The 26,178-nt window shown below is 71.5% G+C and carries 20 protein-coding genes and 1 riboswitch; of the genes, 11 read left to right on the forward strand and 9 right to left on the reverse strand.

The genetic code is table 11. From position 1 onward, the window contains the following. Window positions 1–106 precede the first annotated feature (106 nt). From EDC02_RS34085 to EDC02_RS34095, 3 genes are all read left to right on the forward strand, one after another. Entirely contained in the window at window positions 107–1,420 is a 1,314-nt protein-coding gene (locus EDC02_RS34085; protein ID WP_148083752.1) for an LCP family protein, read from the forward strand. A gap of 104 nt (window positions 1,421–1,524) precedes the next feature. Next, a complete protein-coding gene (locus EDC02_RS34090; protein ID WP_123606277.1) occupies window positions 1,525–2,076 on the forward strand; it encodes a hypothetical protein in 552 nt (183 codons plus the stop codon). A 193-nt stretch (window positions 2,077–2,269) separates the two neighbouring features. After that, complete coding sequence (locus tag EDC02_RS34095) at window positions 2,270–3,178, forward strand: hypothetical protein (protein WP_123606278.1); 909 nt, start codon at window positions 2,270–2,272, stop codon at window positions 3,176–3,178. Here EDC02_RS34095 and EDC02_RS34100 read toward each other — a convergent pair. Further along, a complete protein-coding gene (locus tag EDC02_RS34100) occupies window positions 3,072–4,145 on the reverse strand; it encodes a bile acid:sodium symporter family protein (protein ID WP_123606279.1) in 1,074 nt (357 codons plus the stop codon). The two genes, EDC02_RS34095 and EDC02_RS34100, sit on opposite strands and share 107 nt — an antisense overlap. 114 nt (window positions 4,146–4,259) lie before the next feature. Here EDC02_RS34100 and EDC02_RS34105 point away from each other — a divergent pair, with 114 nt between their 5' ends. The 6 genes from EDC02_RS34105 to EDC02_RS34130 all read left to right on the forward strand — a co-directional run bounded on the left by EDC02_RS34105 (window position 4,260) and on the right by EDC02_RS34130 (window position 14,461). Continuing rightward, window positions 4,260–5,153, forward strand: a complete 894-nt coding sequence (locus tag EDC02_RS34105; RefSeq protein WP_123607365.1) for a LysR family transcriptional regulator — start codon at window positions 4,260–4,262, stop codon at window positions 5,151–5,153. Window positions 5,154–5,414: 261 nt separating this feature from the next. Continuing rightward, a complete protein-coding gene (locus EDC02_RS34110) occupies window positions 5,415–7,595 on the forward strand; it encodes a carbohydrate-binding module family 20 domain-containing protein (protein WP_233606582.1) in 2,181 nt (726 codons plus the stop codon). 119 nt (window positions 7,596–7,714) lie between these two features. After that, entirely contained in the window at window positions 7,715–8,650 is a 936-nt protein-coding gene (locus EDC02_RS34115; RefSeq protein ID WP_158632406.1) for a glycosyltransferase family 2 protein, read from the forward strand. A gap of 162 nt (window positions 8,651–8,812) precedes the next feature. After that, a complete protein-coding gene (locus EDC02_RS34120; protein ID WP_123606282.1) occupies window positions 8,813–12,103 on the forward strand; it encodes a methyltransferase domain-containing protein in 3,291 nt (1,096 codons plus the stop codon). An 86-nt stretch (window positions 12,104–12,189) separates the two neighbouring features. Beyond that, entirely contained in the window at window positions 12,190–13,539 is a 1,350-nt protein-coding gene (locus EDC02_RS34125; protein ID WP_158632407.1) for a VWA domain-containing protein, read from the forward strand. Window position 13,540: 1 nt separating this feature from the next. Continuing rightward, complete coding sequence (locus EDC02_RS34130) at window positions 13,541–14,461, forward strand: peptidase (RefSeq protein WP_233606583.1); 921 nt, start codon at window positions 13,541–13,543, stop codon at window positions 14,459–14,461. A 3-nt stretch (window positions 14,462–14,464) separates the two neighbouring features. On the opposite strand, the gene EDC02_RS34135 is transcribed toward EDC02_RS34130, so the two are convergent. Together EDC02_RS34135 and EDC02_RS34140 are read right to left on the reverse strand one after the other, a co-directional pair. Continuing rightward, window positions 14,465–15,232, reverse strand: a complete 768-nt coding sequence (locus EDC02_RS34135; RefSeq protein ID WP_123606283.1) for a hypothetical protein — start codon at window positions 15,230–15,232, stop codon at window positions 14,465–14,467. A gap of 51 nt (window positions 15,233–15,283) precedes the next feature. Further along, entirely contained in the window at window positions 15,284–16,426 is a 1,143-nt protein-coding gene (locus tag EDC02_RS34140) for a branched-chain amino acid ABC transporter substrate-binding protein (protein WP_148083753.1), read from the reverse strand. Between the two features lie 59 nt (window positions 16,427–16,485). On the opposite strand from EDC02_RS34140, the gene EDC02_RS34145 reads away from it, so the two are divergent. Then, complete coding sequence (locus EDC02_RS34145) at window positions 16,486–16,968, forward strand: hypothetical protein (protein WP_123606285.1); 483 nt, start codon at window positions 16,486–16,488, stop codon at window positions 16,966–16,968. Window positions 16,969–17,013: 45 nt separating this feature from the next. Here the strand turns inward: EDC02_RS34145 and EDC02_RS34150 are convergent, their stop codons facing one another. From EDC02_RS34150 to EDC02_RS34165, 4 genes are all read right to left on the reverse strand, one after another. Continuing rightward, window positions 17,014–18,312, reverse strand: coding sequence for a HAMP domain-containing sensor histidine kinase (locus EDC02_RS34150; RefSeq protein ID WP_123606286.1), 1,299 nt, complete (start codon window positions 18,310–18,312; stop codon window positions 17,014–17,016). A gap of 28 nt (window positions 18,313–18,340) precedes the next feature. Further along, a complete protein-coding gene (locus EDC02_RS34155; RefSeq protein WP_123606287.1) occupies window positions 18,341–19,009 on the reverse strand; it encodes a response regulator transcription factor in 669 nt (222 codons plus the stop codon). A gap of 48 nt (window positions 19,010–19,057) precedes the next feature. Continuing rightward, window positions 19,058–20,122, reverse strand: a complete 1,065-nt coding sequence (locus tag EDC02_RS34160) for a cellulose binding domain-containing protein (RefSeq protein WP_158632408.1) — start codon at window positions 20,120–20,122, stop codon at window positions 19,058–19,060. A gap of 730 nt (window positions 20,123–20,852) precedes the next feature. Then, a complete protein-coding gene (locus EDC02_RS34165; RefSeq protein ID WP_233606584.1) occupies window positions 20,853–21,530 on the reverse strand; it encodes a TrkA family potassium uptake protein in 678 nt (225 codons plus the stop codon). A gap of 257 nt (window positions 21,531–21,787) precedes the next feature. After that, a riboswitch (cyclic di-AMP (ydaO/yuaA leader) is annotated at window positions 21,788–21,924 on the forward strand. Window positions 21,925–21,926: 2 nt separating this feature from the next. Between EDC02_RS34165 and EDC02_RS34170 the strand changes: the two genes are divergently transcribed. Continuing rightward, entirely contained in the window at window positions 21,927–22,943 is a 1,017-nt protein-coding gene (locus EDC02_RS34170; protein WP_123606290.1) for a hypothetical protein, read from the forward strand. 74 nt (window positions 22,944–23,017) lie between these two features. Here the strand turns inward: EDC02_RS34170 and EDC02_RS34175 are convergent, their stop codons facing one another. Then, window positions 23,018–25,387, reverse strand: a complete 2,370-nt coding sequence (locus EDC02_RS34175) for a glycoside hydrolase family 65 protein (RefSeq protein WP_123606291.1) — start codon at window positions 25,385–25,387, stop codon at window positions 23,018–23,020. Beyond that, window positions 25,384–26,133 carry an HAD family phosphatase gene (locus EDC02_RS34180; RefSeq protein WP_123606292.1) on the reverse strand — a complete coding sequence of 250 codons (750 nt, stop codon included), beginning with the start codon at window positions 26,131–26,133 and terminating at the stop codon, window positions 25,384–25,386. Before EDC02_RS34180 ends, EDC02_RS34175 begins: the two co-directional genes overlap by 4 nt. Window positions 26,134–26,178: the final 45 nt, after the last annotated feature.

A 26,178-nucleotide genomic window follows, 5' to 3' on the forward strand; every position in this document is an offset into this window, starting at 1 on the left:
GCGCCGGGTAGCCGGAATCCCGTCTTGGTTTTCGCCGATTGACGCCATAGGACCGTAATGTCTGGTTAGCCTGGATCTCTCAGCGATCGAGCCAGAGGTGATCACCATGACCGGACGACCTGACGATCAGGGCAATCCGGCACCGGCCCCGGAGAACTGGGCCGACCTGCCCGCGTACGACCAGGGCCGGCACCGCCCCGCCACGGCGGACGACGACTGGGCCGAGTCACACCAGTGGACCATCGACCAGCAGCACGACCAGTGGGCGACCGCCGACCAGACGTACGACCAGTGGGCGACCGCCAACCAGCAGCAGTGGTCAGACCGGCAGCCGGGGGTCTCGGCGACCAGCCCGGTGGCGTTGACCCGGTCGAGCACCGGCAGTGGCCAGCACCGGCGGCCACCGGCCCGGCACGGCCGTCGCCGGCTGCGCCGGATCGCCCTGCTCGGCATCACCGGCCTGGTGGTCGCCGCCCTCGCCGGGGTGACCGGGGTGGCCGTCGTCAGCCACTACTACCTCGGCGAAATCAACCGGATACCCGACCCGTTCGCCGCCATCCCGGCCGATCAGCGCCCGGCGCCGACGGCAAAGGGCCTGACCGTGCTGCTCGCCGGCATCGACAGCCTGGCCTCAAGCGCCACCGGCGCGGACTCCCCCGCCGGGCCGTACGGGCGGACCGACTCGCTGATGGTGGTCCGGATCACCGCCGACCGGGAGCGGGCGTACGTCGTCTCCATCCCCCGCGACTCGTGGGTGCCGGTCCCCGGCCACGGCAACGTCAAGATCAATTCCGCGTACGCGCTCGGTGGTGCCAGCCTCGCCGTACAGACCGTCGAGAATGTGACCGGCCTGCGCATCGACCACGTCGCCCTGATCGACCTCGTCGGGCTGCAGGACCTGACCGACGCGGTCGGCGGGGTGACCGTGGAGATCCCGGCCGGGACGCCCGGACCGAGCCTGCAGTCCAGCTGGCCCGCCGGACCACAGCGGCTCAACGGCGAGCAGGCCGTCAAGTACGTACGCCAGCGCTACGGCCTGCCGGAGGGCGACTTCGACCGGATGCGCCGACACCAGAACTACCTGCGCGCGCTGCTCGACGAGACCCTCGACCGGGACACCCTGACCAGCCCGCGACAGCTCGGCGCGCTGCTCGACGCGATCACCGCGACCGTCACCGTCGACGACGGCCTGACCAACGACAAGCTCCGGCAGCTCACCTTCGACCTGCGCAAGATCCGCAACGACGTCCGGTTCGTCACCGCGCCGGTGGCGAACACCGGGTACGTCGGCGACCAGTGGGTGATGTGGCTGGACACCGATCGCGGCGTCGACTTCTGGACCGCCGTACGCGGCGACACCTTGGAGCAGTACATCGAGCGGTACGGCGCCGAACAGCTCGACTCGGTCGTCGTCCGCTGACCACCCCACCCGCCCCTCCCATCAGTCGGACCCGACGCACCTACGCGCCGGATCCGTCCCGAAACCGGGAAACACCGGAACAAAACAAGGAAGGTAGAGAATCTGTGCGTACCAGCAGAATCCTGACCGTCGGCGCAGCGACGGTGACGGCGATCGCCCTGGCGGCCACCCCGGCCGCCGCCCAGGAAGACACCACGACAACCTTCGACCTGGACGCCGGCACCCTGGACATGACCGTCCCGGGCACCGCTGACCTGGGCAACGGCGGCGGCGGCACGACGATCACCGGCCAACTCGGCGTGGTGACCGTCGACGACACCCGGGCCGCCGCCGACGCGACCTGGACCGCCGAGGTGGAGGCCACCGACTTCACCACCGACGACGGCGGTGACGCGAGCGAGATCGTCACTCCCGGCAACATCGACTACTGGTCCGGCGCGGCGACCGCGACCGAAGGAAACGGCACCTTCACGCCGGGGCAGGCCGACGCCGGCGCGGCCGAGCCGCTCAGTGACGTCACACCGATCACCGCGTTCGACCACACCGGCGGCACCGGCAACAACTCCGCGTCCTGGAACCCGACGTTGGAGGTCAACGTACCGCTGGCGAACGTCGCCGGCACCTACACCGGGACGGTGACCCATTCGGTCGCCTGACCGTGGTCGGCGGTGGCTGTCGCTCGCCGTCCTGCTGTGCTGCGTCGCCGGTCTGGGCCACCCGGCCCGGGCCGGCGCCGCCCCGGCCCCGCAACCGGCACCCGCAACCGACGGTGGGATCGGCATCCAACTGCTGGAGGCGCCCACGCAGCGTCGTGCCGACCCGCGGGCACACCGGTACATCGTCGACCACGTGCCACCGGGCACCGGCATCCGGCGTGAGGTGCTGGTGGTCAGCAACTCGGGGCAGTACCGAGGGATCGAGGTGTACGCCGGTGCCGCCCGCATCGAGCAGGGCCGGTTCCGCTTCGCCACAGCGGGCACCGACAACGAACTGACCTCCTGGATCACCGTGGACCAGCCCCGGCTGGACCTGGCACCGTACGAGCAGGCCCGGGTCGAGGTGACCATCGCCGTACCGCCGAAGGCCTCCGAGGGCGAGCGGTACGCGGTGATCTGGGCGGCGACCGACCCGGACGGCGTTGGCACGGACGACGGCACCGGTGCGGACAGCGGCAACGGCGACGGCACCGGCGGTGGCCAGCCGGGCGACCAGCAGGGGGTGCAGGGCGACGTCCGCCAGGTGCACCGGGTCGGCATCCGGGTCTATCTCGACGTCGGGATGGGCGGCGAGCCGCGCTCCGACTTCGAGATCGAAGGGCTGCTGCCGGCCCGCGACGACGCCGGGGTGCCGTCGCTGAGCGCGCGGGTACGCAACACCGGCGGCCGGGCCGTCGACCTGACCGGCGAGGTGGCGCTGTCCGACGGGCCGGCCGGGGCGCGGGCCGGGCCGTTCCCGGTGGTGCAGGGCACCACCCTGCTGCCCGGGGAGACCGGGTCGGTGCTGGTCGAACTGCCGGGTGACCTGCCCGACGGGCCGTGGGCGGTGACCGTACGGCTGCGCAGCGGAACCGTTGCCCACGAGGCGACCGGACGGCTGACCTTTCCAGGGCCGGGCGAGGTCGGCGTACCCGCGTCGATCCTGAGCGGCATACTCACCGCGCCGACGATGATGGGCGGGTCGCTGGTGCTCGGCCTGCTGGTGCTCGGCGGTCTGGCGATGGTGGCTCGGCGGGTCCGGTCGGGGGCCCGGGCGGCGTGACCGGGGCCCGGTTCGACCACCACCGGGCCAGCGCCGCGCAGACAATCAACTGGATCTGGTGGAAGATCATCAGCGGCAGGACCAGCAGGCCGAGCAGTTGCGGGCTGAACAGCACGGCCGCCATCGGCAACCCGGTGGCCAGGCTCTTCTTGGCACCGCAGAAGACCGTCGCGGCCCGGTCGGCGTGGTCGAAGCCGAGCAGCCGGGTGACGCCGAAGAGCAACCCCATCACCACCGCCAGCAGCGCGCCGACGGTGGCCCCGAGGACCAGCAGCTGGCTGACGGCGATCTGCTGCCAGATCCCGGCGACCACTCCGGCGCTGAACGCGGTGTAGACCACCAGCAGGATCGAGCCCCGGTCGACCACCGAGGTCAGGCTCTTGTGCCGACCGATCCAGTCGGCGGTCCACCGCCGGGACAACTGACCGGCGACGAATGGCAGCAGCAGCTGCCCGACGATCGAGCCGATCGAACCGGCGGTCAGCCGCAGGTCACCGGTGTTCTGCATGAGCAGCACGGCGAGCAGCGGGGTGAGTGCGACCCCGACGATGTTGGAGAACGACGCGCTGAACACGGCGGCCGGCACGTTGCCCCGGGCGATCGAGGTGAACGCGATCGACGACTGCACCGTGGAGGGGACCACGCAGAGGAAGAGGACCCCCTGGTAGAGGTCGGCCGGCAGCAGTTGCGGGCTGATCACCGCGACGGCCAGGCCGAGCAGCGGGAAGACCACGAAGGTGGTGCTCAGCACCACGGTGTGCAGGCGCCAGTGCCGGGCACCGGCGAGCGCCGCGGCCGGGGCGATCCTGGCCCCGTGCAGGAAGAACAGCAGGGCGATGCCGACGCTGGCGACGACGCCGGCGACCGAGGCGGCGGTACCGCGGACCGGGAGCAGCGCGGCCAGCGCCACGACGGCGAACAGCATCGCGATGAACGGGTCGATGATCAGCCAGCGGGGCCAGCGCATCCGGGTGCTCCAGGTCGATGAGGGGTGGTCCACCCATTCTGGGCGGCCGGACGATCAGCGGGAAAGCCGATCACCGCACTGACTGTCATCGCGTACCGCGATAACATTCAGGTCGTGTACGAGCCTGTCCAGCTGCGCAGCTTCCTGGCGGTGAGCCAGTTACTCAGCTTCACCCGAGCCGCCGAGCGGCTCGGCCTGCGGCAGTCCACGGTCAGCGCGCACGTGCGGCGGTTGGAGGAGGCGGCCGGGCGGCCGCTGCTGCTGCGCGACACACACACCGTGCAGCTGACGGTGGACGGCGAAGCGATGATCAGCTTCGCCCGGGACATTCTCGACGCGCACGACCGGGCCCGCCGACATTTCAGCACCACGGTGGTACGCGGCAAGCTGCGGCTCGGCGTCTCCGAGGACCTGATCTCCAGCTATCTGCCGGACGTGCTGCAGACCTTCCGCCGCCGCAATCCGCTGGTCGACGTCGAGTTGACCGTGGCGCTGAGCGGCACACTGCACCAGTTGCTGGACGCCCGGGCACTCGACCTGGTCTTCGCCAAACGCCTGGCGGGTCAGTCCCGGGGCACCCTGGTCTGGCGTGACCGGCTGGTCTGGCTGGGCGCGGCGGACCAACCGACGCCGTCGCGGCGCGCCACCGGGGAACCGGTGCCGCTGGTGGTCTACCCACCGCCGAGCATCTCCCGGGCGCAGGCACTCGCCGCGCTCTCGTCCGCCGGCCAGCCCTGGCGGATCGCCTGCACCAGCGGCAGCCTCGGCGGGTTGGTGGCCGCCGCCCGTGCCGGCCTCGGCCTGCTGCCGCACTCGGCCCGGTTGGTGCCGGCCGGCCTGACCCCGGTGGCCCCGGCCGATCTGCCGCCGCTGGGCGAGGTGGAGTTCATCCTGCTGTCCCGTCCGGACGCCGACCCGGCGGTGGTGGCGGCGGTCAGCGAGGCGGTCGGGGCCGCCGGTCGGCCGACCGCCGGTGGCCGGGGGCGGGCTCCGCGTACCGTCGGCTGACCCCGGCCCGGGACCGCAGATCGACGGATCTTGCTGCAAGTGAAAGTCACTTCTTGCAGCCCGATCACGGGCTGCCACCCGATGCACCTCAGGTAGGCGGCCGAAACAAGCTGTTCACAGCGAGACGTCTGATTGTTACCCTCACCACACGCCTGAAAGTACTTGCGATCCTTGCAGACACTTTCAGGCCCCTGGTGCCTGCCTCCTCCCAGGCAAGCCATCACCAGCATTGGAGCGCTGATGTCCGTACCCGGATCGACCGTGTCCAGACCGATGGCCACCGCCGTGGCGGCCGTCCTCGGGATCCCGCTGGCCGTCACCCTGGCCGCACCCGCCACCGCCACGACCCCGGCCCCGACCACCGCCACGACCCGCGCAGCGGCCCCGGCCACGACCGCCGATGCGACCGCCACCGCCGTCGGCAACGGCGACGCGATCGTGCACCTGTTCCAGTGGCGGTGGGACTCCATCGCCGAGGAGTGCGAGACGACACTCGGCCCGGACGGCTGGGGCGGGGTCCAGGTCTCCCCACCGCAGGAGCACGTGGTGCTGCCCAGCGCCGAAGGCGCCAGCTACCCGTGGTGGCAGGACTACCAGCCGGTTTCGTACCGGATCGACCAGACCCGGCGCGGGGACCGGGCCGACTTCATCGACATGGTCGAACGCTGCCGGGACCAGGGCGTCAAGATCTACGTCGACATGGTGCTCAACCACATGAGCGGCACCGGCTCGGTCGGCAGCGGGCCGGGCAGCGCCGGCACCGTCTACAGCAAGTACGGCTACCCCGACCTGTTCGGCGACGGATCCGGGGACAGCTACGGCTACGCCGACTTCGGACCCTGCTACCGCACCATCAGCAACTGGGGCAGCAAGACCGAGGTGCAGGACTGCGAACTGCTCGACCTGGCCGACCTCAACACCGCCGACCCGGAGGTACGCCGCAAGATCGCCAAGTACATGAACTCGGTGATCGCCCTCGGCGTCGCCGGGTTCCGGGTGGACGCCGCCAAACACGTCCAGGAAGCCCACCTGGCGGACATCATCTCCCGGCTCGACGACGTGCCCGGCTTCGGCGGCCGACCCGACCTGTTCCACGAGGTGTACGGCGACGGCACCGTCCCGTACACCGCCTACGCGCCGTACGGCGCGGTCACCAACTTCGACTACCAGCGGGCGGTCTCCGCGGCGTTCCGCGACGGCAACGTCGCCCAACTGGCCAGCATGCCGAACTACGGTGGGCTGACCAGCGACCAGGCCGTCGTCTTCATCGACAACCACGACACCCAGCGAAACACCCCGACCCTCACCTACCAGGACGGCGACCGCTACTACCTGGCCGACGCGTTCATGCTGGCCCACCCGTACGGAACCCCGCAGTTGATGTCCAGCTACGCGTTCGGCTCAGTGGTCGCCCAGGGCCCGCCCAGCACCGGCGACGGCACCACGCTGCCCACCGACTGCGCCAGCGCCGAGTGGATCTGCGAGCACCGCGACGAGCAGGTCGCCGGAATGGTCGGCTTCCGCAACGCCACCGCCGGCACCGGCGTCGGCGGCGTGGTCACCGACGGCAACGGCCGGCTCGGCTTCGCCCGCGCCGACCGCGGGTACGCCGCCTTCAACGCGACCGGCAGCACCTGGAGCCGCAGCTTCACCACCAGCCTGCCGGACGGCTGGTACTGCAACGTGGCCCGAGGCACCTACCGCCCGGACAGTGGCACCTGCACCGGCGGCACGATCGCCGTCACCGACGGCGGCTTCCACGCCGACATCCCGGCGAACCGGGCAGTGGCACTGCACGTCGCGGCGCGACTCGACTGCACCGACCCGGCCGGCTGCGGCCCGGTCGACCCGCCCCCGGGCGACGGCACCCCGGTCACCGCCACCGTGCAGACCGTATTCGGCCAGCAGGTACGGGTGGTCGGCTCGCTGCCCGAACTCGGCTCCTGGGATCCGGCCGACGCGGCGCCGCTGAGCACCGACGCGACCAGCTACCCGACCTGGACCGGCTCCGTCGACGTCCCGGACGGTACCGCGTTCGAGTGGAAACTGGTCAAGGTGGACGCAAACGGCACGGTCGAGTGGGAAGGCGGCGCCAATCGCAGCGGCGTCGGCGGCACACCGCTCACCGCCACCTGGGGCCAGCCCGGCTCGGGCACCGTCCCGGTCACCTTCGACGTCACCGCTACCACCTGGTACGGGCAGGAGGTCCTGGTCGTCGGCTCGGTCCCGGCGCTGGGCTCGTGGGACCCGACCCGGGCGGTCGCCCTCGCTCCGGACGGCTACCCGGTCTGGTCGGGCAGCGTCACGCTGCCGGCCGGTGAGCCCTTCGAGTACAAGTACGTGAAGCGGGCGCCGGACGGCACCGTCGACTGGGAGTCGGGCGGCAACCGCAGTGCCACCCCGGCCGGCGGCGCGACCACCCTCACCGACACCTGGCGGTGATTCGACAGGGTGCGGCGGACCGGCTCCGAGCGGTCCGCCGTACACCCGGCGGCCGAGCTGATAGCGTCGGCCCAGGTGGACGGACCGGCTGCGGACGCCTGCCGTTCGGGAGGTCACCTGTGCGGATCGGGCCGCGGGTAGCAACCGTCGTAGTCAACTACCGGCACTACGACGACACTGTCCGTTGCCTCACCTCGTTGCAGGCCAGTGACACCGCCGACCAGCGGGTGATCGTGGTCGACAACACCGAACGGGAGCACCACGGGCCCGATCTCACCGACCTGCTGGATCCGGCCGTGGAAGTCGTCTCCGCCGGTGACAACATCGGCTTCGCCGCCGGCTGCAACATCGGCATCCGGGCCGCGCTGGCGTCGTCCGCCGAGTTCGTCTGGCTGCTCAACCCGGATGCGGTCGTCAGCGCGCAGACGCTGACCCGTCTGCTGCAGACCGCCGAGGAGCACCCGGACGCCGGGATCGTCGGCAGCCGCATTCTCGACGGCGGACACCCGGCCCGCATCCTGTTCAACGGCGGCGTGATCAAGGGCCACGGGTCCACGTACCACGCCGACGCCGGGGTGTTCGATCCGTCCGTGCCGGACGGGACGGTACGCGACGTCGACTACGTCACCGGCGCGTGTTTCCTGATCCGGCGGGAGACGCTGCGCCAGATCGGTCTGCTGTCCGAGGACTACTTCCTGTACTACGAGGAGACCGACTACTGCCTGCGTGCCCAGCAGGCCGGCTGGCGTACCGTCCTCGCGCCCTACTCCCGGGTGTGGCACTACAAACGGTCGGCCGGCAGATACCCGCCGCCGTACTACGTCTACTACATGTGCCGGAACCGGATGCACTTCAGCAAGCGGTTCTTCACCGCCCCGCTGAGCGAGATCGAGTCGGAGCTCGAGGCGTTCGTCACCTGTTGGCTCCGGCAGGTCGCCACCCACGCCCCGCAGTTGCGCGCCGGCTACGAAAAGCTCGTCGAACTGGCACTCGCCGACGGCCGGGACGGTCGCCTCGGCCGCCGCGACGACCTCGACGCGCTCGTCTCCGGCTAGCCGGAGACGACGAGCGGATCGCCAACCGGATTTGACGCGGTTGCTGGCGCTTCGCCGCCGGTCACCCCGTTGATCCAGTAAAGTTGCTGTTCAGCCACCCCCTGCGCCCCGACTACGCACCGCCCGGCCGACGAGGCCCACGGCGCACCCGCGGAGACGGTCATGAGCAGATACTCCTACAGCTTCGAGCCGGAGGACACCAACAACACCGCCGCCGCCGTCTACCGGCTGGCGGCGAGCGGTGGCCCCCGGGTGCTCGATCTGGGCTCGGGGCCGGGCGTCGTCTCCGGCATGCTCGCCACCGTCGCGGGGCGCACCGTCACCTGCGCCGACGTCGACACCGAGGCGCTCGCCGAGGCCCGGGCCGGCGGCGTACAGGAGACGATGGTCGTCGACCTGCGGGAACCGGACTGGCCCGGCATGTTGGCCGGCCGCGAGTACGACGTGGTGATTCTCGCCGACGTACTGGAACACCTGATCGAGCCGGGTTCCGTCCTGCGCGCACTGCGGGACGACAAGATCCTCGCTCCGGACGGCCTCCTGGTCGTCAGCTTCCCGAACATGGCGCACGAGTCGATCATCATCCAGTTGATGACCGGCAACTTCGAGTACACCAGGACGGGCCTGCTGGACTCGACCCACCTGCGCTTCTTCACCCGGACCAGCATGCAGACGCTGCTGGAGTCGAACGGGTTCCTGGTCAGCGCGACACACCGGACGATCCGGTCCGCCGAGCAGACTCCGCACCGGGCCCACGCCTTCGAGATCAGCACCGAGCTGCGCCGGGTGGTGGCCCAACTCGGTGCGGAGGCCGAAACCTACCAGTACGTCGTGGAGTGCCGGCCGTCCACCGAAGCGGCCCGGATCAGCCTGGCCGAGCAGCGGCTCACCGCCGAGCATTCGGCCCACCTCGACACGCTGGCCGAAAACGAGCGGCTGACCGCGCAACTCGACGACCTGCGGCACCGGCACCGGCAGTTGGACGAGCAGTTCCGCCTCGCCCAGGACCTGGTCGGCCAGGAACGGCTCGACGCGCTGCAGGCCCGTGAGACGCTGCGCCGGGCCGAGCAGGAACGGACGCAGTTCCAGGCGAAGCTCAAGGACTCGCAGCAGAAGGTCAAGGAGCTGCAGGAGACGGCCACCAGGCTGCAGACCCGGATCAACAAGATGACCAACAGCAACACGTACCGGGCCGGAAAGATGGTCCGGTACGTGTTCCGGCCGAACGAGGGCCTGCGGGCCGTCAAACGCCGACGGAGCCGGTCGACCAACCGACGCACCACGGCCGGCGCCGGTGCCGGCGCCGACAGCTCGGAGGGCCGCGGGGCGCCGGCCACCAACGTACCGACCACCAACGTGCCGGCCCAGTTCCACGGGCTGACCGCTGATCCGGTGCTGCGCGACGCCTACCGGCAGGCCTGCGGGCAGGACCGGTTCCACCGCTCGGACGCGGTGAAGGTGATGTTCTGCGTCTCCACCGTCGACCTGGACGCCGGCCGTGGCGACCTCTACGTCGCCGTCGGGATCGGCCGCTACCTGCAGCGGCACGGCTACCAGGTCGCGTACCTGCCGGCGGAGCGCTGGGCGGAGCTGCCACCGGAGACCGACGTGGCGGTCGCCATGATCCCGACGTTCGACCCGCTGACCGTGCCGGACCGCTGCCGGATCGTCGCCTGGGTCCGCAACGAGACCGACCGGTGGCGGGAGCATCCGCACCTCGCCCTGTTCGACACGGTGGTCGCCTCCTCGTCCGCCTCGGTGAGCCGGCTGCGCGAACACTACGACGGGCCGGTCGGGTTGCTGCCGCTCGGGGTGGACACCGAGCTGTTCACCCTGCCCGGCACCGAGCAGGTCCGCAGTGGCGCGGTGACGACGGTCAACTCGTGGGGACGGGAACGGCACCTGTACCAGTGCCTGCGCGGGGTGGACATCACCTTCCCGTTCGTCGTGTTCGGCGAGAAGCGCGGGCTGAGCTCGTACTTCTCCCGATACGCCGGCGGCCCCACCAGCTACTTCAACCTGCCGGACCTGTACCGGCGGGCGCTGCTGGTGCTCGACGATCTCAACCACACCACCCGGCCGTACGGCAACGTCAACTCCCGGCTGCTGGAGAGCCTGGCGGCGGGCGCGCTGCCACTGACGAACTGCCGGATCGGGCTCGCCGAACTCGGGCTGGGGGAGCTGCCCACGTACAGCGACGCGGCCAGCCTCGGCGACCTGATCGCCCGGCTGACCGGCGACCCCGCCGGCACCGTCGCGCTGGCCGGCCAGCTGTCCGAGGTGGTACGCGAGCGTCACTCGTTCGCCCGCCGGGCGGCGGACCTGCACGCGGTGATCGACGGGCTCGACCCGCAGCCGCGCCGGGCCAACAGCCGGTTCGTCGGCACCTACCCCTACTACCTGGACAATCCGTACCAGCAGCTGCTGATGTCGGGTCTCCGCGACGTCGGGGTGCGGTGGTTCCCGGTCGCCGACGCCGTCCGGGTCTCCGCCGCCCCGCACCTGGCCACCGGGCGGCTGGACAGCTACGTGCTACACGTGCACTGGACCGACCCGATCGTGCACCCGGCCACCGACGCCCAGCAGGCGGCGGCGCGGCTGGCCGAGTTCCAGAACCGGATCGCCGACCTACGGCGTCGGGGCGGCCGGCTGATCTGGACCATCCACAACGTCTTCCCGCACGAGTGGAAGTACCCGGAGGTGGAGAAGGAACTGGCCCGGTACCTCGCCGGCGAGGCCGATGTCGTGCACCTGCTCTGCCCGGAGACGGTGGCGGCGACCGCGCCACACTATCCGCTGCCGCCGGAAAAGGTCCGGATCGTCCGGCACAGCAGCTACCTCGGGGTGTATCCCGACTCGGTGAGCCGGCTCGCGGCCCGTCGCCGATTCGGGTACGCCGCCGACCACCACGTCCTGCTGTTCTTCGGTGGGATCCGACCGTACAAGGGGGTCAGCGAACTGCTCGACGCGTTCGACGCGGCCGGCGAGCAGGACCCCCGGCTGCGACTGATCGTCGCGGGGGCGCCGAAACGGCTCGACCCGCGCGACGGACTGGCCGAACGCTGCGACCGTGACCCCCGGATCACCGCGATCTTCGATCCGGTCCCGGACGAGGAGGTCCAGTTCTACTTCAAGGCCGCGGACACGGTGGTGCTGCCGTACCGCACGGTGCTCAACTCGGGCAGCTTCCATCTGGCGGTGTCGTTCGGCCGCCCGGTGGTGGCGCCACGGGTGGGCGCGTTGACCGCACTGCTCGATCCGACATACACCATCGGCTTCGATCCGGCGGCCCGCGACGGGCTGACCGACGCCCTGCTGGCCTCGACCGAGCTGCGCGGCCGGCACGTGGAACTGGCGGCCCGGGCCGCCGCCCGCAGCTACCAGTTCGCCGACATGGCCCGCGACTACGCCAAGATGGTCACCGAACTGTTCGAGACCCCACACCGCCACTGAGCCGGTACGCTTGACGACCGCTCGGGCGCACCGGGCCACGCCCTGCCACTGTGGAGGGCACATTGGATGATCACTAAGATCGGCCGGTGATCATCCGACGTACCGCCCAGGTTGTCCTGATCGGACTACTGGGCGTCATCATCCTGCCCGGAACCCCGCCCGCCGGTGCCGACGAGACCACCGAGAACCTGCGGATGCAGCTGGTCCTGGACGTCAGCGGCTCGATGCGGGAGCCCGACATGAACGGCCAGACCCGGATGGCCGTCGCCCAACGCGCGTTCAACGAGGTCGTCGACGCCGTACCGGCCGGCACCGACCTCGGCATCCGGGTCCTCGGTGCCACCTACCCCGGCGACGACAAGGCCCTCGGCTGCCAGGACACCCAGCAGATCGTGCCGGTCGGGCCGGTCGACCGCGACCAGGCGAAGGCCGCGATCGCCAGCCTGCGGCCCACCGGTTTCACCCCGATCGGGCTGGCGCTGCGGGAGGCGGCCAAGGACCTCGGCTCCGGTGAGACCGCCCGACGCATCGTCCTGATCACCGACGGCGAGGACACCTGCGCCCCGCCCGACCCGTGTGACGTCGCCCGGGAACTCGCCGCCCAGGGCACCCGGCTGATCATCGACACGCTCGGCCTCACGCTCGACGACAAGGTCCGCCAGCAGCTGGTCTGCATCGCCGGGGCCACCGGCGGCACGTACACCACCGCGCAGAGCGCCGACCAGCTCGCCGACCGGATCAACCAGCTGGTCGACCGGGCCCAGGACACCTACACCCAGACCCCGGAGCTGGTCACCGGCAGCACCGACTGCACGGCGGCGCCACTGCTCGCGGCCGGTGTCTACACCGACCGGGAACGTTTCGAGGAGCACCGCTGGTACCGCGTACCGATCCGAGCGGACCAGGAGCTGCGCGCCTCGGTGAGCATCGCGCTGGACCGCCCGGTGAACCGGGACTACGGGATCCTGCTCCGCGCCGTCCATCCCAACGGCCGTGAGCTGGTCCGGGGTACCGACGCCGGCAGCGGCCGGACCGACGTACTGTCCACCGGCCTGCGATGGTCCGCCGGCCCGGAAGACGGCCGGGCCGACGAGACCGACCGGGCCGACGACGCCGATGGGACTTCTGACCTGGCCGGTACGCCGACCGGTGCCGCGTCCGCCGCCGCGCCGACGGCCGCCGACGCGGAACCACCGCCCTCCGAGGTCTGCCTGGTGGTCAGCAACTCGTTCGCCGCCGCCGGCGGGGCCGGCGACGCCCCGGGCATGCCGATCGAGCTCACCGTCGATCTGGTGGCCGCCTCCCCCACCCCGGACAGCCCGGGCCTGGGCCGCGGCTGGCTGCTGCTGATCGTACTCAGCCTCGCCGGGCTGGTCACCGGAGTCCTCGCCGGCTGGCTGACCCGCTGGTGGACCACTGTCTGGAAGGAGAGCTGAGTTGACCCGTCGTAGATTCCGGCCGACCCGCACCGGCCTGGCCATCGGCGCCGCTGGCGCCGCCGTCCTTCTCATCGCGACTCCGGCGGCGGCCGACGGTCCCACCCCGGCACCGGCGGAGGCCACCCTCACCAAGGCCGGTACGTCGTTTCTCACCGCCGCGGCGGTCCACATCGACCAGCCGGTCCGGGTCTCCGCCGCGACCGGTGAGTACCTGTACTGGTCGTTCCCGGCCCAGGCCGGCCAGACCAGCTCGATCGTGGCGACCGTGACCCTCGCCGATCCGGCGACGCGCAGCGGCGCGTCGACCTGGACCATCGACGTGTTCGACGGGCTGCGCCGCCGCCAGCCGTGCACCGCGGGCATGCAGTCACCCGTCGGATCCGCCACCGACCGGCAGGTACGGGCCGGCTGCGCACTGCGGCAGGTCCGGGCCTGGGCCGAACCGTGGTCCGCCGATCCACTGCCCGGTACCTACTACGTCCGGCTCTCCGTCACCGACCTGCCGGAGCAGGACCTCGGCCTGCCGGTGCAGGTCGAGCTGCGGGTGAGCGCCGACATGTCGGGTGACACCAGCCCGGAGGGCGGCCGGCTGGAGGCGCCGCTGACGCCGACCGTACGGCAAGGGGCGGTGCTCACCAGCGCGGCCGACGGCACCGGTACGGCGGACGCCGCCGGGCAGACCGACGACGTCCCGGCCGGGGACGACCCAGCCGCAGACGACCCGGACGCCGCCGGACAGGTCGGCGAAGAGTCCTGGTGGGACAGGGTGGCCGGCTGGTTCAGCGACTGGTTGCCCGGCCTGACGAGTCGGTGGATCTGGACGGTGGCCGGTGGCGTACTGGCCGCCGTCGGTGGCGTGGTCGGCTTCGGGCTGACCCGCCGGCCCCGCCGCCGGACCGGCCCCGCCGCAGCCGGCTGACCGTCAACCGGCGGCCGCCAGCCGCCGCATCGACTCGACCGGCAGCCGGCGTCCGACCGCCACCACCGGCCGTCCGGTAGGCGTGCCGTCGATCGGACCGGCGGCAGCCGGGTCGATCTCGGTCAGCAGCCTACGGAACAGCGTCGGGCGGTCTACCCGGATCACGGTGCTGCGCCCGCTGCGCTCGACGACCGTGTGCGGCAGCGCCAACGCCGGCGCGGCACTTCGCAGCAGCGCCGCCGCCGGGGTGCTCACCGAGATGGCGAGCACCCCGGCGGTCCGGTCCGCCGGAGCCAGCAGCGCGGCCATCCGCCAGACGGCCAGCGCAGCGGGGTAGTGCGCGGCCGCCAGCCCGGGGCTGCCGAGCATCCGCCGCCCGTCGCGCCACGCGCCGGCCAACGCCCGCAACACCCGGTGGTACCCGTCCGAGGACACCTCGACCCTGGTCAGCGAGGCGCATGCGCCGACCGGGCTGGTCACCGACCAGGTGATCGTGGACAGCAGGCGGGCGGTCCGGGCCGCGGCCGCCGGCTGCTCGGTCTGGGCCACCGGTAGCTGCCGGTCCGCGGTGGCCGACGCCGGCCCCAGCCGGCGCCAGCCGACCGGCCGCCGCTCGTTCCAGCAGAACGCGGCCTCCAGCAACGGGTACGCGCCGAGCGGGCCGGCCGCGACGGCGCGCAGCACCTTCTCGGTGCCACCACCGGGCCGGTTGTCCGCCCCGGTGCAGGCGTCGCCGGCAGCGCCACTGCCGGCCGTGGTCGGTAGGGTCATGACTGAGCTCCTCTGCCACGTTCACGGACGCGCCCGCCAGGGGCGCGCAGGTCAACTTGCCGGGATGGACCGCTCCGCCACGAACCGGCCCTGCTGGACGCGGAACGCCCAGACCACTACCGACGACGCCACCAGCTCACCGGTGCCGGTCCAGGCGATCCGGGTGGTGACCCCGGGCGCGTCGTAGTCGTCGACGAACGCGGCCATCGCGGCCCGGTCCCCGTGTCCGGCCTGGATTCCGGCGAGGAACACCGTCGCCGCGTCGTACGACTCGGCGGAGTTCGTGCCCGGCTCCACCCCGAAGCGTTCCCGGTAGCGCTGCGGAAACTCGGCCCCGGCCCGCTCCGGCGGCAGACAGGGGCAGGTGATCACCACCCCGGTCTCGGCGTCGTCGCCGGCCTCGCGGAGAAATCCGTCCGCCTTCGCCCCGTCACCGGCGACGAAGGTCGCCGGGATGTCGGCCGCGCGCAGCTGGCGGCGCAGCCGACCAGCTTCCGCGTAGTAGCCGCCGTAGAAGACGACGTCGGCGTCGGCGGAACGGATCTGCCCGACCACCGCGCTGAAGTCGGTCGCTCCGGCGGCGACCGTCGCCCGCTGCACCACCTTGGCGCCGAGTCCGGCGGCCACCTGGTCGGCCAGCCCTTGGCCGTACGCCCCGCCGTCGTCGACGACGAACACCGCCGTGCCGCCCAGCGCCTGGTCGATGTACCGACCGGCGGCACGCCCCTGCACGGCGTCGTTGCCGACCAGCCGGTGGAAGGTGGACCAGCCGCGTTCGCTGAGTTCGGTCCGGGTCGCCGAGGTGGTGATCGTGGCGACGCCACCCTGGTCGAGGATCGGCAGTGCCGCTTCGGCCTCGCCGGAGAAGCCCGGACCGACCACCCCGATGATGCGGGCGTCGTCGACGATCTGCTGGGCCAGCGCGGGGGCCTGCTTCGGGTCGCCCTGCGAATCGAACTCGACCAGCTCCACCGGGCAGTCCGGATGCTCCGCCCGGTACTGGTCGAAGGCCAGTCGGGCACCGTCGCGGACGTTGCCGCCGAGGTCGGCCGAGTCGCCGGAGAGCGGGCCGAGGACCGCGATGCGGCTGCCGCAGGCGCTGGCCGGTGCCGGCTGCTCGCCGCCGGCCGCGACGCATCCGGTCAGCACCGACAGCAGGCCGAGCATCGCCGTCGGCCGCAGCAACGTACGCACGTCCACCTCCTGTACCCGGTCGGACCCGCCTATCCTGCTGGTAGGAGCGTGAGGTTTTGATGAGACGATTTGTACGGGGCGCGGTGCTGGTCCTCACCGGGTTGGTCCTCAGCGGGTGCAGCGACCCCGGGGCGGGGGCCCCGGCGGGTGTCTCCGCCGCGCCGTCGTCCACCGCGACCGGCACCGCGTTGTATGCGGTCGACTCCCGGACGCTGGACGAGATCGTCATCGACGCGCAGGGGTTCGTGCTGTACCGGTCCGACCGGGACACCGCAGCACCGACCTGGTCCGCCTGCGAGGGACAGTGCCGGCAGTCCTGGCTTCCGGCCCCCTGCGAGGGCGAGGTACGGGTGGAGGGAATCGACCGGCAGCTGGTCGGCTGCTTCGACCGGTCCGACGGGAGCCGGCAGCTGAGCCTGGCCGGCTGGCCGTTGTACGGCTACGCCGGTGACCGGATGCCCGGCGACGCGAACGGCCACGGCCAGTCGGGCATCTGGTTCGCGATCCGCCCCGACGGCGACAACGCGGTCTACGTACCCTGATCGGGCGGTCCCGGCATGCTGACCGGTCCGCTCGGGCACGCCGCCCTACCCGCCCTGACCGCCGGGCAGCCGCAGCCGGGCCTCGGCACCGCCGCCTTCGGCGTTGACCAGCCGCAGCTGCCCGCCGTGCAGTTGCGCCACCCAGCTGGCGATGGCCAGCCCGAGCCCGGTGCCGTCCTCGGTGCCGCTGCGGAACCGCTGCTCGGGCGCGGCGGCGACGGCTTCGCTGAGCCCGGTGCCGCGATCGCGTACCCGTACCGTCGGTGGCCCGGCGGTGACCTCGAGCCGGATCTCGGCCGGCTGGTCGGCGGCCCGACCGTGCTGGACCGCATTCTGGATCAGATTGCGCAGCGCGATCCGGACCAGCGCCGGGTCGCCGTACGCCACCACCGCCTCGGTGACCGGCACCGCCCGGTGCGGCGCGACGACGGTGTCGGCCAGCACCTCCTCGGCCAGTTGGTCCAGGCGGAACGGCTCCCGGCGCAGGTCACGCAGGCCGGCGACGAGCTGGGCCCGGGTGAGCAGGACGGAGACCGAGTCGGCGAGCCGGTCGGCGGAGCGCACCACCTGGCGCAGCGCCGCCGGGCGGCGCTGCGGCTCGGCCAGCGCGGTCTCGGAGACGGCACGGATCACGGTCAGCGGTGTGCGCAGCTCGTGCGCGGCGTCGGCGACGAACCGTTCCTGCTGGTTGAGCGCGTCGGCGATGGGCTCGGTGCCACGGCGGGCGAGCAGGTATCCGCCGGCACAGGCCAACGCGGTGAAGCTGACGCCGCCGGCGACCAGGGCCAGGGCCAGCCGCCGGTTGGCGGTCTCGGCCGGCCCGGTGTCGCCGAGCACCACGACGGCGCCGGCCACCGCGCCGGTGACGGCGTGCTCGAACGGTACGGCGAGCAGCGGGGTGGGGGTACCGGCGGTGTCGCCGACTCCGCCGGCGAGCTCGGTACCGGAGGTCCAGACCGTTCGGGCCGGTGCGAGCAGGTTGCCCGGTGGGACGACCGGCAACCGGGCCGGGTACGCGAAGACCAGGCTGAGGTCGGTCCGGCCGGCCTCGTACACGTAGACGGCGGTGGTGCCGTTGGCGACCGCGTTGTCGAACAGTTTGTCGAGTTGCAGCGCCCCGGACTCGTAGTAGAGCAGGGCGGCGGCGGTGCTGGCGGTACGCCGCAGCTCGGCGGCGACCACCTCGTCCCGCTGCCGTCCGTCGACCAGCAGCGCGACGGCACCCATCCCGGCCAGGCCGACCACGTTGATCGCCATCACCAGCAGCGTGATCCGGATCCGCAGGTTGCGCAGCCGGTCGGCGGTCTGCAGCGGCTTGCCGCCCCGCCGGTCGCGGCGGTTCACGACGGCGCCCCGCCAACTCGACCGGCGGTCACGACGGCGCCCCGCCGACCCGGTAGCCGACCCCGCGTACGGTGTGGATCAGCTGCGGTTCGCCGAGCTTGCGGCGCAGCTGGGCGACCACCGCGTCCACCACGTTCGAGCTGGGGTCGGCGAGCTCGTCCCAGCAGTGTTCGAACAGGTCGCTGCGGCTGACCACCGCCGGGCGCCGGACCAGCAGCATCTCCAGTACGGCGAACTCCTTGCGGGTGAGCGTCAGCAGGACGCCGGCGCGGCGCACCTCCCGGCGGGCGGCGTCGACCTCCAGATCGGCCACCCGCAGCAGCGGCGGGGTGGTGGCGCCGCGGCGTCGGCAGAGGGCCCGGACCCGCAGCACCAGTTCGGCGGTGACGAAGGGCTTCACCACGTAGTCGTCGACACCGGCCTGGAAGCCGGCGATCCGGTCCCCGGCGCTGTCCAGCGCGGTGAGCACCAGCGCCGGTGTGGTGAGCCCGGCCCGCCGGCGGTGGCCGAGCTGGTGCAGTGAGTCGCCTTCCGGAAGGATCCGGTCGAGCACCAGACAGTCGTAGTCGTTGATGCTCATGCTCAGGTCGGCCTGGCTCCAGTCGGCCGCCTGGTCGACGGCGAATCCGCCGGAGCGCAGCGCGGTGACGACGGCGCTGCGTACCTCGGGGTCGTCCTCGACCACCAGCACCCGCATGCGGGCGAGGCTAGCAAGCCGCCGTCACCAGCGCGTCTTCGACGAGGGTCAACCCGAGGACGCGCACCGGTCGCCGTTGAGCAGGAAGTCCGTCGGCGGCGGGTTGCTCGCCTGGTACCTGACCACGAAACCGAGCTGTACGCTGCCGCTGACCGGGATCCGGCTGTTCCATGTGGTGTTGGCGACGGTGATCTCCGGCGGCACCAGGTCGACCGGTTCGGCGCCCCACAGGTGGCTGATCCGCTGGTCGCCGGGGAAGGTCCAGCGCAGGGTCCAGCCGTCGATCGCGACCGGTCCGGCGTTGTGGATGGTCAGCTGGGCCTGGAAGGCTCCGGGCCAGTGGTTCACCACCTGGTAGCTGACCTTGCAGTCGGGTGCCGCCGGCAGGGTCCGCACGGTCAGTGGCTCGGACGGTGGTGAGGTGTTGCCGGCGTCATCGTGGGCCCGCACCACGAAGGTGTACGCGGTCTGCGGTTGTAGTGCGCCGACCCGGGCGGTCGGTCCGGTCGGTGGGTGTTGCGGGGCGGTCGCCACCGGGGTGGTGGAGCCGTCGGGGTTGATCCGCAGCACCTCGTACCAGGCGACGTAGACGTTGTCGGCGGACGGCTGCCACCGCAGGGTGACCGAGTCGGTGCCGATCGTGGTGGCGGTCAGCGCGGTGGGCGCGGTGGGTGGTTGGCCGTCGCCGGGCGGCATGGTCAGGCGCAGGCTCGGGCTGGCCGGCGAACGGTTGCCGGCGGCGTCGAGCGCGTACACCCAGAACTGGTACGTCTGCGACGGCCCCAGCCCGTCGATGGTGATCTCGTTGTCGGGGGTCGTGCTGATCACGATGTAGTCGGTGTGCAGTCGGGCCACCTCGTAGCCGGTCACCCCGACGTCGTCGGTGGCCGCCGTCCAGACCAGGGTGACGTCGGTGGTGCCGATCGCGGCGACGGTCGGGGTGCCGGGGGTGGTCGGCGGCTCGGTGTCCGCCACGGCGAGCGCCGCGGACGCCGGCAGCAGGGGTGGGCCGAGCAGCGCGGCGGCGACCGCGACGCCGAGCCGGCGTCGGGTGCGGTTGGGATCGCGCCGGATCCACCGGCGGCAGTGGTGCGGCGGTTGCGGCATGGACATCTCGCTTTCGGTGCGGACGCCGGGACGGACCAGCGACTGTGAGATCCATGATTGTCGATTTAATAGCCGGGCACCACCGCACCGGCAGCACCCGACGGGATCATCCGGTCGCGACCAGCGGATCAACCGACTGTGAGCTTGCCCACTACCAATCGGCGAGCCCCGGACCCTTGCGCGACGACGGAACGGGCTTCGGTCCGACCGTCGCCGCAGACCGGGCACGGCCGCCCAGCCGCTGCTCCAGGCCCTATACACAACGAAGCCCGCCGGCTCATCGGCGGGCTGGGCAGCGCTGTCGGACGGACCAGCGTCGCGGTCCTGACTTGTCGGCGATTCCCCGCCGTAACAATCGGAGACTAGCGTGGGGACGGGGAGGGCAACCCCCGTCCCCACCATCAGTTGCTACACACGCACGAGCGGTCTGGCGTCCAGGTCGTGCGTGACGCGCGGGAGCCGGGCCACGCGAGTGGCTCTGGTTCCACCTCCTCTCGACAGGTGGTGCGCGGGCTGGCGGCGGAGTCCGGGCTTGGCCCGCCGCCAGCCTCGGGAGCTGTGCGGTTGACACGGTGATGTCGCCATCGCCGCGCCACGCGTCGACTACTTCAGCGGGGCACATCCATCGATGGAAGCGCTCCCATGCAGGGACTGTAGCCTGAGTCACGAGTTTGCGAAAGTGCAGCGGCTGATCAGCTCACGAAATGAAGGTGTGATGAGGCGGTCACGCCCATGTTCACCGGCCGAACTGCTGGACCGCCGTGGTCGCCCCGGCGACGATCAGCAGCGCGTCCGGCGGGATCAACGTCTCAGGTCCCGCGTACCGCAGCTGCCGGTCCCGCTCCTTGATCCCGACCACCGTGATGCCGTACCGCTGGCGTAGCCGGGACTCGGCCAACGTCCGACCGGCGGCGTCCGGCGGGGCACAGACCTTGGCGATGGCGAACCCGTCGTCGAACTCGATGAAGTCGAGCATCCGGCTGGCCAGCAGGTGGGCCACCCGGTCACCCATCGCCGCCTCCGGAAAGATCACATGGTGCGCGCCGACCGAGGCGAGGATCCGGCCGTGCTTGGCGGTGATCGCCTTCGCCCAGATCTCCGGGACGCCCAGCTCGGTCAGCGCCACCACGGTGAGGATGCTGGCCTCGACGTCCGAGCCGATGCCGACCACCGCGCGGGGGTAGCCGGCGACGCCGCACTGGCGCAACGCCTGGTCGTCGGTCGAATCCGCCTCGACCACCCTCGGCAGCCGCTCGGACCAGCGGTGCACCCGTTTGGGATGCTCGTCGATGCCCAGCACGTGATGGCCGAGGCGGAGCAGGGACTGGGCGACCTGACCGCCGAACCGGCCGAGGCCGATCACCGCCACGCTGTCGGCGTCCGGCGGCCCGACCGGGGAATCGTCATCTCTCACCGAGGATCCGTCCGACGCTACGACTTTCCCACTTTTCCTCATACGTACTGTAGTCAGCCGCTAACCTCGGCGCAGCGGTATCCGGCCCGTCCCGCGACTTGTCGTACGCCGCCGAGCGCAGACAGTGGACATCACCGAAAGTCGTTGTCCGGTAACGGATTTTTCCAGCTCAGTCAGGATTGTCGAGGTGTTGATGCCGGTGACCGATCCGGTAAGCTTGCCCGCGGTCTCCGCCAGGCGGCGCCCACCGGCGCCGGCGGTGACCGCCGCCCAATCACCCCTCCGGGGTGAGCCGGGGAACCACGTTTCCACCGGGGTGAATCCGCGCCAGCGGTAGGGATCGTTCCGTCCCGAACCCGTCAGCTAACTCGGTCGGCGGCCAAGGAAAGGAACAGGATGACCGCACCCCTCCGCCGGCGGATTCCGACGGCCGCGGCCCTCGCCGCCGTCGCCGCCCTGCTCGCCGGCTTCGTCGTAGCGTCGCCGGCCGCCGCTCAGGATCCGGACGACGAAGGCGCCCCGCCACTGCTCAGTGAAGTGCTCGAATCGACCGGCCGGGGCTTCGTCGAAGCCAAGGCCGCAGTCGACGAGTCCCGCAAACGCCAGTTGAAGCTCAGCCTCGAGTTGGAAAAGGTCGAGGAACGGATAGCGGCGCTGACCCCACAGATCGGCCAGGTCGCCTCCAACTCGTACCGTCTCGGTCGGATCACGCCGGTGATGGTCCTGCTCAACAGCGCCGACCCGGACGCGTTGCTGGAACGCGCCGAAGGCCTGGACATGATCGCCATGCACGACAACAAGCGAATCCGGGAGCTCAACGAGGCCCGCGAACAGGCCGCTCGGGCGGTCGCCGCGATCGACGCCGAAGTGGCCCGCGAGGAACAGCAACTCGAGGCGATGGCCCGCCAGAAGAAAGAGGCCGAGAAGGCCCTGCAACTGGTCGGCGCGGTCGCCACCAACGGATTCGTCTCGGCCACCTCACCGGTCGCCGCCCAGGCGCCGCGCAACTCGGACGGTTCCTGGCCGTCCCAGTCGTGCAGTCTGGACGACCCCACCACGAGCGGCTGCATCACGCCGCGCACCATGCACGCGCTGAACGAGGCGAAGAAGGCCGGCTTCACCCGCTTCGTCTCCTGTTTCCGCCCCGGCGGTCCGTTCGAGCACCCCAAGGGGCGGGCCTGCGACTTCTCCGCCCAGCAGCAGGGGTTCGGCGGCGACGCCTTCGGCGACGACCGGCTGTACGGCAACAACCTGACCGCCTTCCTGGTCCGCAACGCCGACAAGCTCGGCATCCTGTACGTAATCTGGTATCGCCAGTTCTGGTCACCGACGACCGGCTGGAGTTCGTACAGCGGTGCCGGCGGCGACCCGAACAGCGACCACACCAACCACGTACATCTGTCCCTGCTGTGACCTGACCTCATCCCGCGCGGTGCCGGGCCGGCCCGGCACCGCGCGAGAGAGAGCCGCACGGGAGAGAAGGGTCGTCAGTCGGTACGCGCCGAACGGCGTACCGGTGACCGGCCGGTCGGCTGCTGCGGCGGCGGACCGACCGGGCCGGCCGGCGGGATCGCCCGGGTGACCGGCTTGTCCGCGGCCACCGTGATCGGCTCGCTGTGGTGGGTCAGGTCCACGGTGGCGTTCGGGTCGACGTCGCGCAGCGAGTAGGTCACCTCATCGTGCTGGACCGCCACCCGCAGCCGCAGGCCCCGCCACATCATGGCGAACTCCAGCCGGTTGATCCGCTGCGGCAGCCGGGGAGCGAAGGTCAACTCCCCGCCGTGGTCTCGCATCCCGCCGAAGCCGGCGACCAGCGCCAGCCACGCCCCGGCCAGGGCGGCCACGTGGATGCCGTCGCGGGTGTTGCGGTTGATGTCGTGCAGGTCCATCAACGCGGCCTCGCCCATGTAGTCGTGGGCGAGCTCCAAATGGCCGGTCTCCGCGGCGATCACCGACTGGGTGCACGCCGACAACGACGAGTCCCGCACCGTACGCCGCTCGTAGTAGGCGAAGTTGCGGGCCTTCTCCTCCTCGGTGAACGCGTCGCCCCGCCAGTGCATCGCCAGCGCCAGGTCGGCCTGCTTGACCACCTGCTTGCGGTACAGATCGAAGTACGGGTAGTGCAGCAGCAACGGATAGTGGTCCTGCGGGGTGCCGGCGAAGTCCCACTCCTGGTGCCGGGTGAACCCGGCCGACTGCGGGTGCACGCCCAGCTCGTCGTCGTACGGGACGTGCATCGACAGCGCCGCGTCCCGCCAGGCCGCGGTCTCCTCGTCGTCGACGCCGAGCACCCAGGCCCGGTCGGCGTAGCGCAGCGCGCAGTCGGCGGCGGTCAGCAGGTTCCGCTGCGCCATCAGGTTGGTGTAGATGTTGTCGTCTACCACTGCGGTGTACTCGTCCGGCCCGGTCACCCCGTCGATGTGGAACCGGCCGTGCCGGTCGTGGTGGCCCAGCGAACGCCACAACCGGGCGGTCTCCACCAGCAGTTCCAGGCCGATCTCCCGCTCGAACTCGACGTCCCCGGTGGCGTGCACGTACCGCCGGACCGCGTCGGCGATGTCCGCCGCCACGTGGAACGCGGCCGTGCCGGCCGGCCAGTACGCCGAGCACTCCTGGCCCCGGATGGTCCGCCACGGGAACGCCGCCCCGTTGAGCCCGAGCATCCGGGCCCGCTCCCGCGCCTGGTCCAGGGTCGAGTGCCGCCAGCGCAGCACCGAGGCGACCGCCCCCGGCTGGGTGTAGGTCAGCACCGGCAGCACGAACATCTCGGTGTCCCAGAAGGCGTGTCCGTCGTACCCCGGGCCGGTCAGCCCCTTCGCCGCGATCGGCCGCTGCTCGGCGCGGGCGCCGGCCTGCAGCACGTGGAACAGCCCGAACCGGACCGCCTGCTGGATCTCCGGGTCGCCGTCCACCCGCACGTCCGAGTGGCCCCAGAAGTCGTCGAGGTACTTGCGCTGCTCGGCGCAGAGCCCTTCCCAGCCGGAGATCCGGGCGCCGGCCAACGCCGCGCCGACCTGATCGCGCAGCGCCGGCAACGAACGCTGACTGGACCAGCCGTACGTCAGCAGCTTCACCATCCGCAGCCGCTGCCCCGGCTCCAGCAGGCAGGAGACGGTGGTCCGGACCCAGTCGTCGAACCCCTCGGTGCTGACCGACACCTCGCCGGGGCCGTCGATCTCGTGCCCCATCGCCGCCGCCATCCGCAGCCCGCTGGCCTTGGTCCGGTGGATGAGCAGCCCGCCGTCGGGCTGTACCAGCCGCTCCTCGGCCTGCAGCGGCGTCTCAAGCACCGCCGCGACGCGCGGGTCCTTGCTCTGTGCCGGCAGCTCCTCGTTGGCGACCAGCTCGGACTGCACGATGATGCGCAACGGCTCGTCGACCGCCTCCACCTCGAAGCAGATCGCCGCGACCGCCCGTTGGGTGAACGACACCAGCCGGGTGCTGCGGACCCGGGCGGTACGCCCGGCCGGCGAGCGCCACTCCAGCCGACGGTCCAGCAGACCGGCCCGCAGGTCGAGCACCCGCTCGTGGGAGAGCAGGTCGCCGTAGCGCACGTCGAACGGCTCGTCGTCGATCAGCAGCCGGATCGGTTTGCCGTTGGTGACGTTGACCAGCGTCTGACCGGACTCGGGGAAGCCGTAGCCGGCTTCGGCGTACGGCAGCGGTCGCAACTCGTAGAACGAGTTCAGGTAGGTGCCGGGCAGGCCGTGCGGTTCGCCCTCGTCCAGGTTGCCGCGGAATCCGACGTGCCCGTTCGCGAGGGCGAAGACCGACTCCGACTGGGCCAGGATGTCGAAGTCGAGCCGGGTCTCCCGCACGTGCCACGGTTCCACGGGGTAGGCCCGCTCGCGGATCATCGTTCGGCTCCGACCAGCAACTCCCCCAGATCGCTCACCACGATGTCGGCACCGCTGGCCAGCAGTTCGTCACCGATACCGACCCGGTCGACACCGATGACACAGCCGAACTCCCCCGCTCGCGCCGCCGTCACGCCGGCCAGCGCGTCCTCGAACACCGCGGCGTTGCCCGGCTCGACGCCGAGCTGCGCGGCAGCGGCCAGGAACGTGTCCGGTTCCGGCTTGCCCCGCAGGCCCTTCTCGCGCGCGATCACCCCGTCTACCCGCACCTCGACCAACTCCTCAATCCCCGCCGCGATCAGCACGTCCCGGCAGTTGGCGCTGGCCGAGACGACGGCCCGGTGCAGCCCGACCCAGCGGGCAGCATGAAGGTAGGCCAGTGAACCGTCGTAGACCTGCACCCCGTCTTCGGCGATGCGTCGCAGCAGCACCTCGTTCTTCCGGGTGCCGATGCCGTACACGGTGTCGGCCTCCGGGGGGTCGTCCGCCGACCCCTCGGGAAGCTCAACGCCTCGCGAGGCGAGGAAGGAACGCACCCCGTCGGCCCGCGGTCGACCGTCGACGTACCGGCTGTAGTCGGCGCCCGGGTCGAACGGCTGGAACGGCTGGCCGGTCTCGTCGGCCCGAGCGCGGAGGAAGTTGTTGAACGTTTCCTCCCACGCCGTGTTGTGCACTTTCGCGGTCTGAGTCAACACCCCATCGAGGTCGAACAGGCAGGCGGTCACATGAGCGGGTAGACCGAGCACGCAGCCAATCTAACCTGATCTCCGGTCGGACTGCTCGGTTTCCAC

This window comes from Micromonospora sp. Llam0, from assembly GCF_003751085.1.
Taxonomy (GTDB): Bacteria; Actinomycetota; Actinomycetes; order Mycobacteriales; family Micromonosporaceae; genus Micromonospora_E.

What these genes read in the sequence shown, in the direction of transcription:
- EDC02_RS34175 (WP_123606291.1), bottom strand. Translation starts at nt 25,387, where the DNA reads ATGATCCGCGAGCGGGCCTACCCCGTGGAACCGTGGCACGTGCGGGAG.
- EDC02_RS34120 (WP_123606282.1), top strand. Translation starts at nt 8,813, where the DNA reads ATGAGCAGATACTCCTACAGCTTCGAGCCGGAGGACACCAACAACACC.
- EDC02_RS34170 (WP_123606290.1), top strand. Translation starts at nt 21,927, where the DNA reads ATGACCGCACCCCTCCGCCGGCGGATTCCGACGGCCGCGGCCCTCGCC.
- EDC02_RS34135 (WP_123606283.1), bottom strand. Translation starts at nt 15,232, where the DNA reads ATGACCCTACCGACCACGGCCGGCAGTGGCGCTGCCGGCGACGCCTGC.
- EDC02_RS34145 (WP_123606285.1), top strand. Translation starts at nt 16,486, where the DNA reads ATGAGACGATTTGTACGGGGCGCGGTGCTGGTCCTCACCGGGTTGGTC.
- EDC02_RS34160 (WP_158632408.1), bottom strand. Translation starts at nt 20,122, where the DNA reads ATGTCCATGCCGCAACCGCCGCACCACTGCCGCCGGTGGATCCGGCGC.
- EDC02_RS34155 (WP_123606287.1), bottom strand. Translation starts at nt 19,009, where the DNA reads ATGCGGGTGCTGGTGGTCGAGGACGACCCCGAGGTACGCAGCGCCGTC.
- EDC02_RS34085 (WP_148083752.1), top strand. Translation starts at nt 107, where the DNA reads ATGACCGGACGACCTGACGATCAGGGCAATCCGGCACCGGCCCCGGAG.
- EDC02_RS34100 (WP_123606279.1), bottom strand. Translation starts at nt 4,145, where the DNA reads ATGCGCTGGCCCCGCTGGCTGATCATCGACCCGTTCATCGCGATGCTG.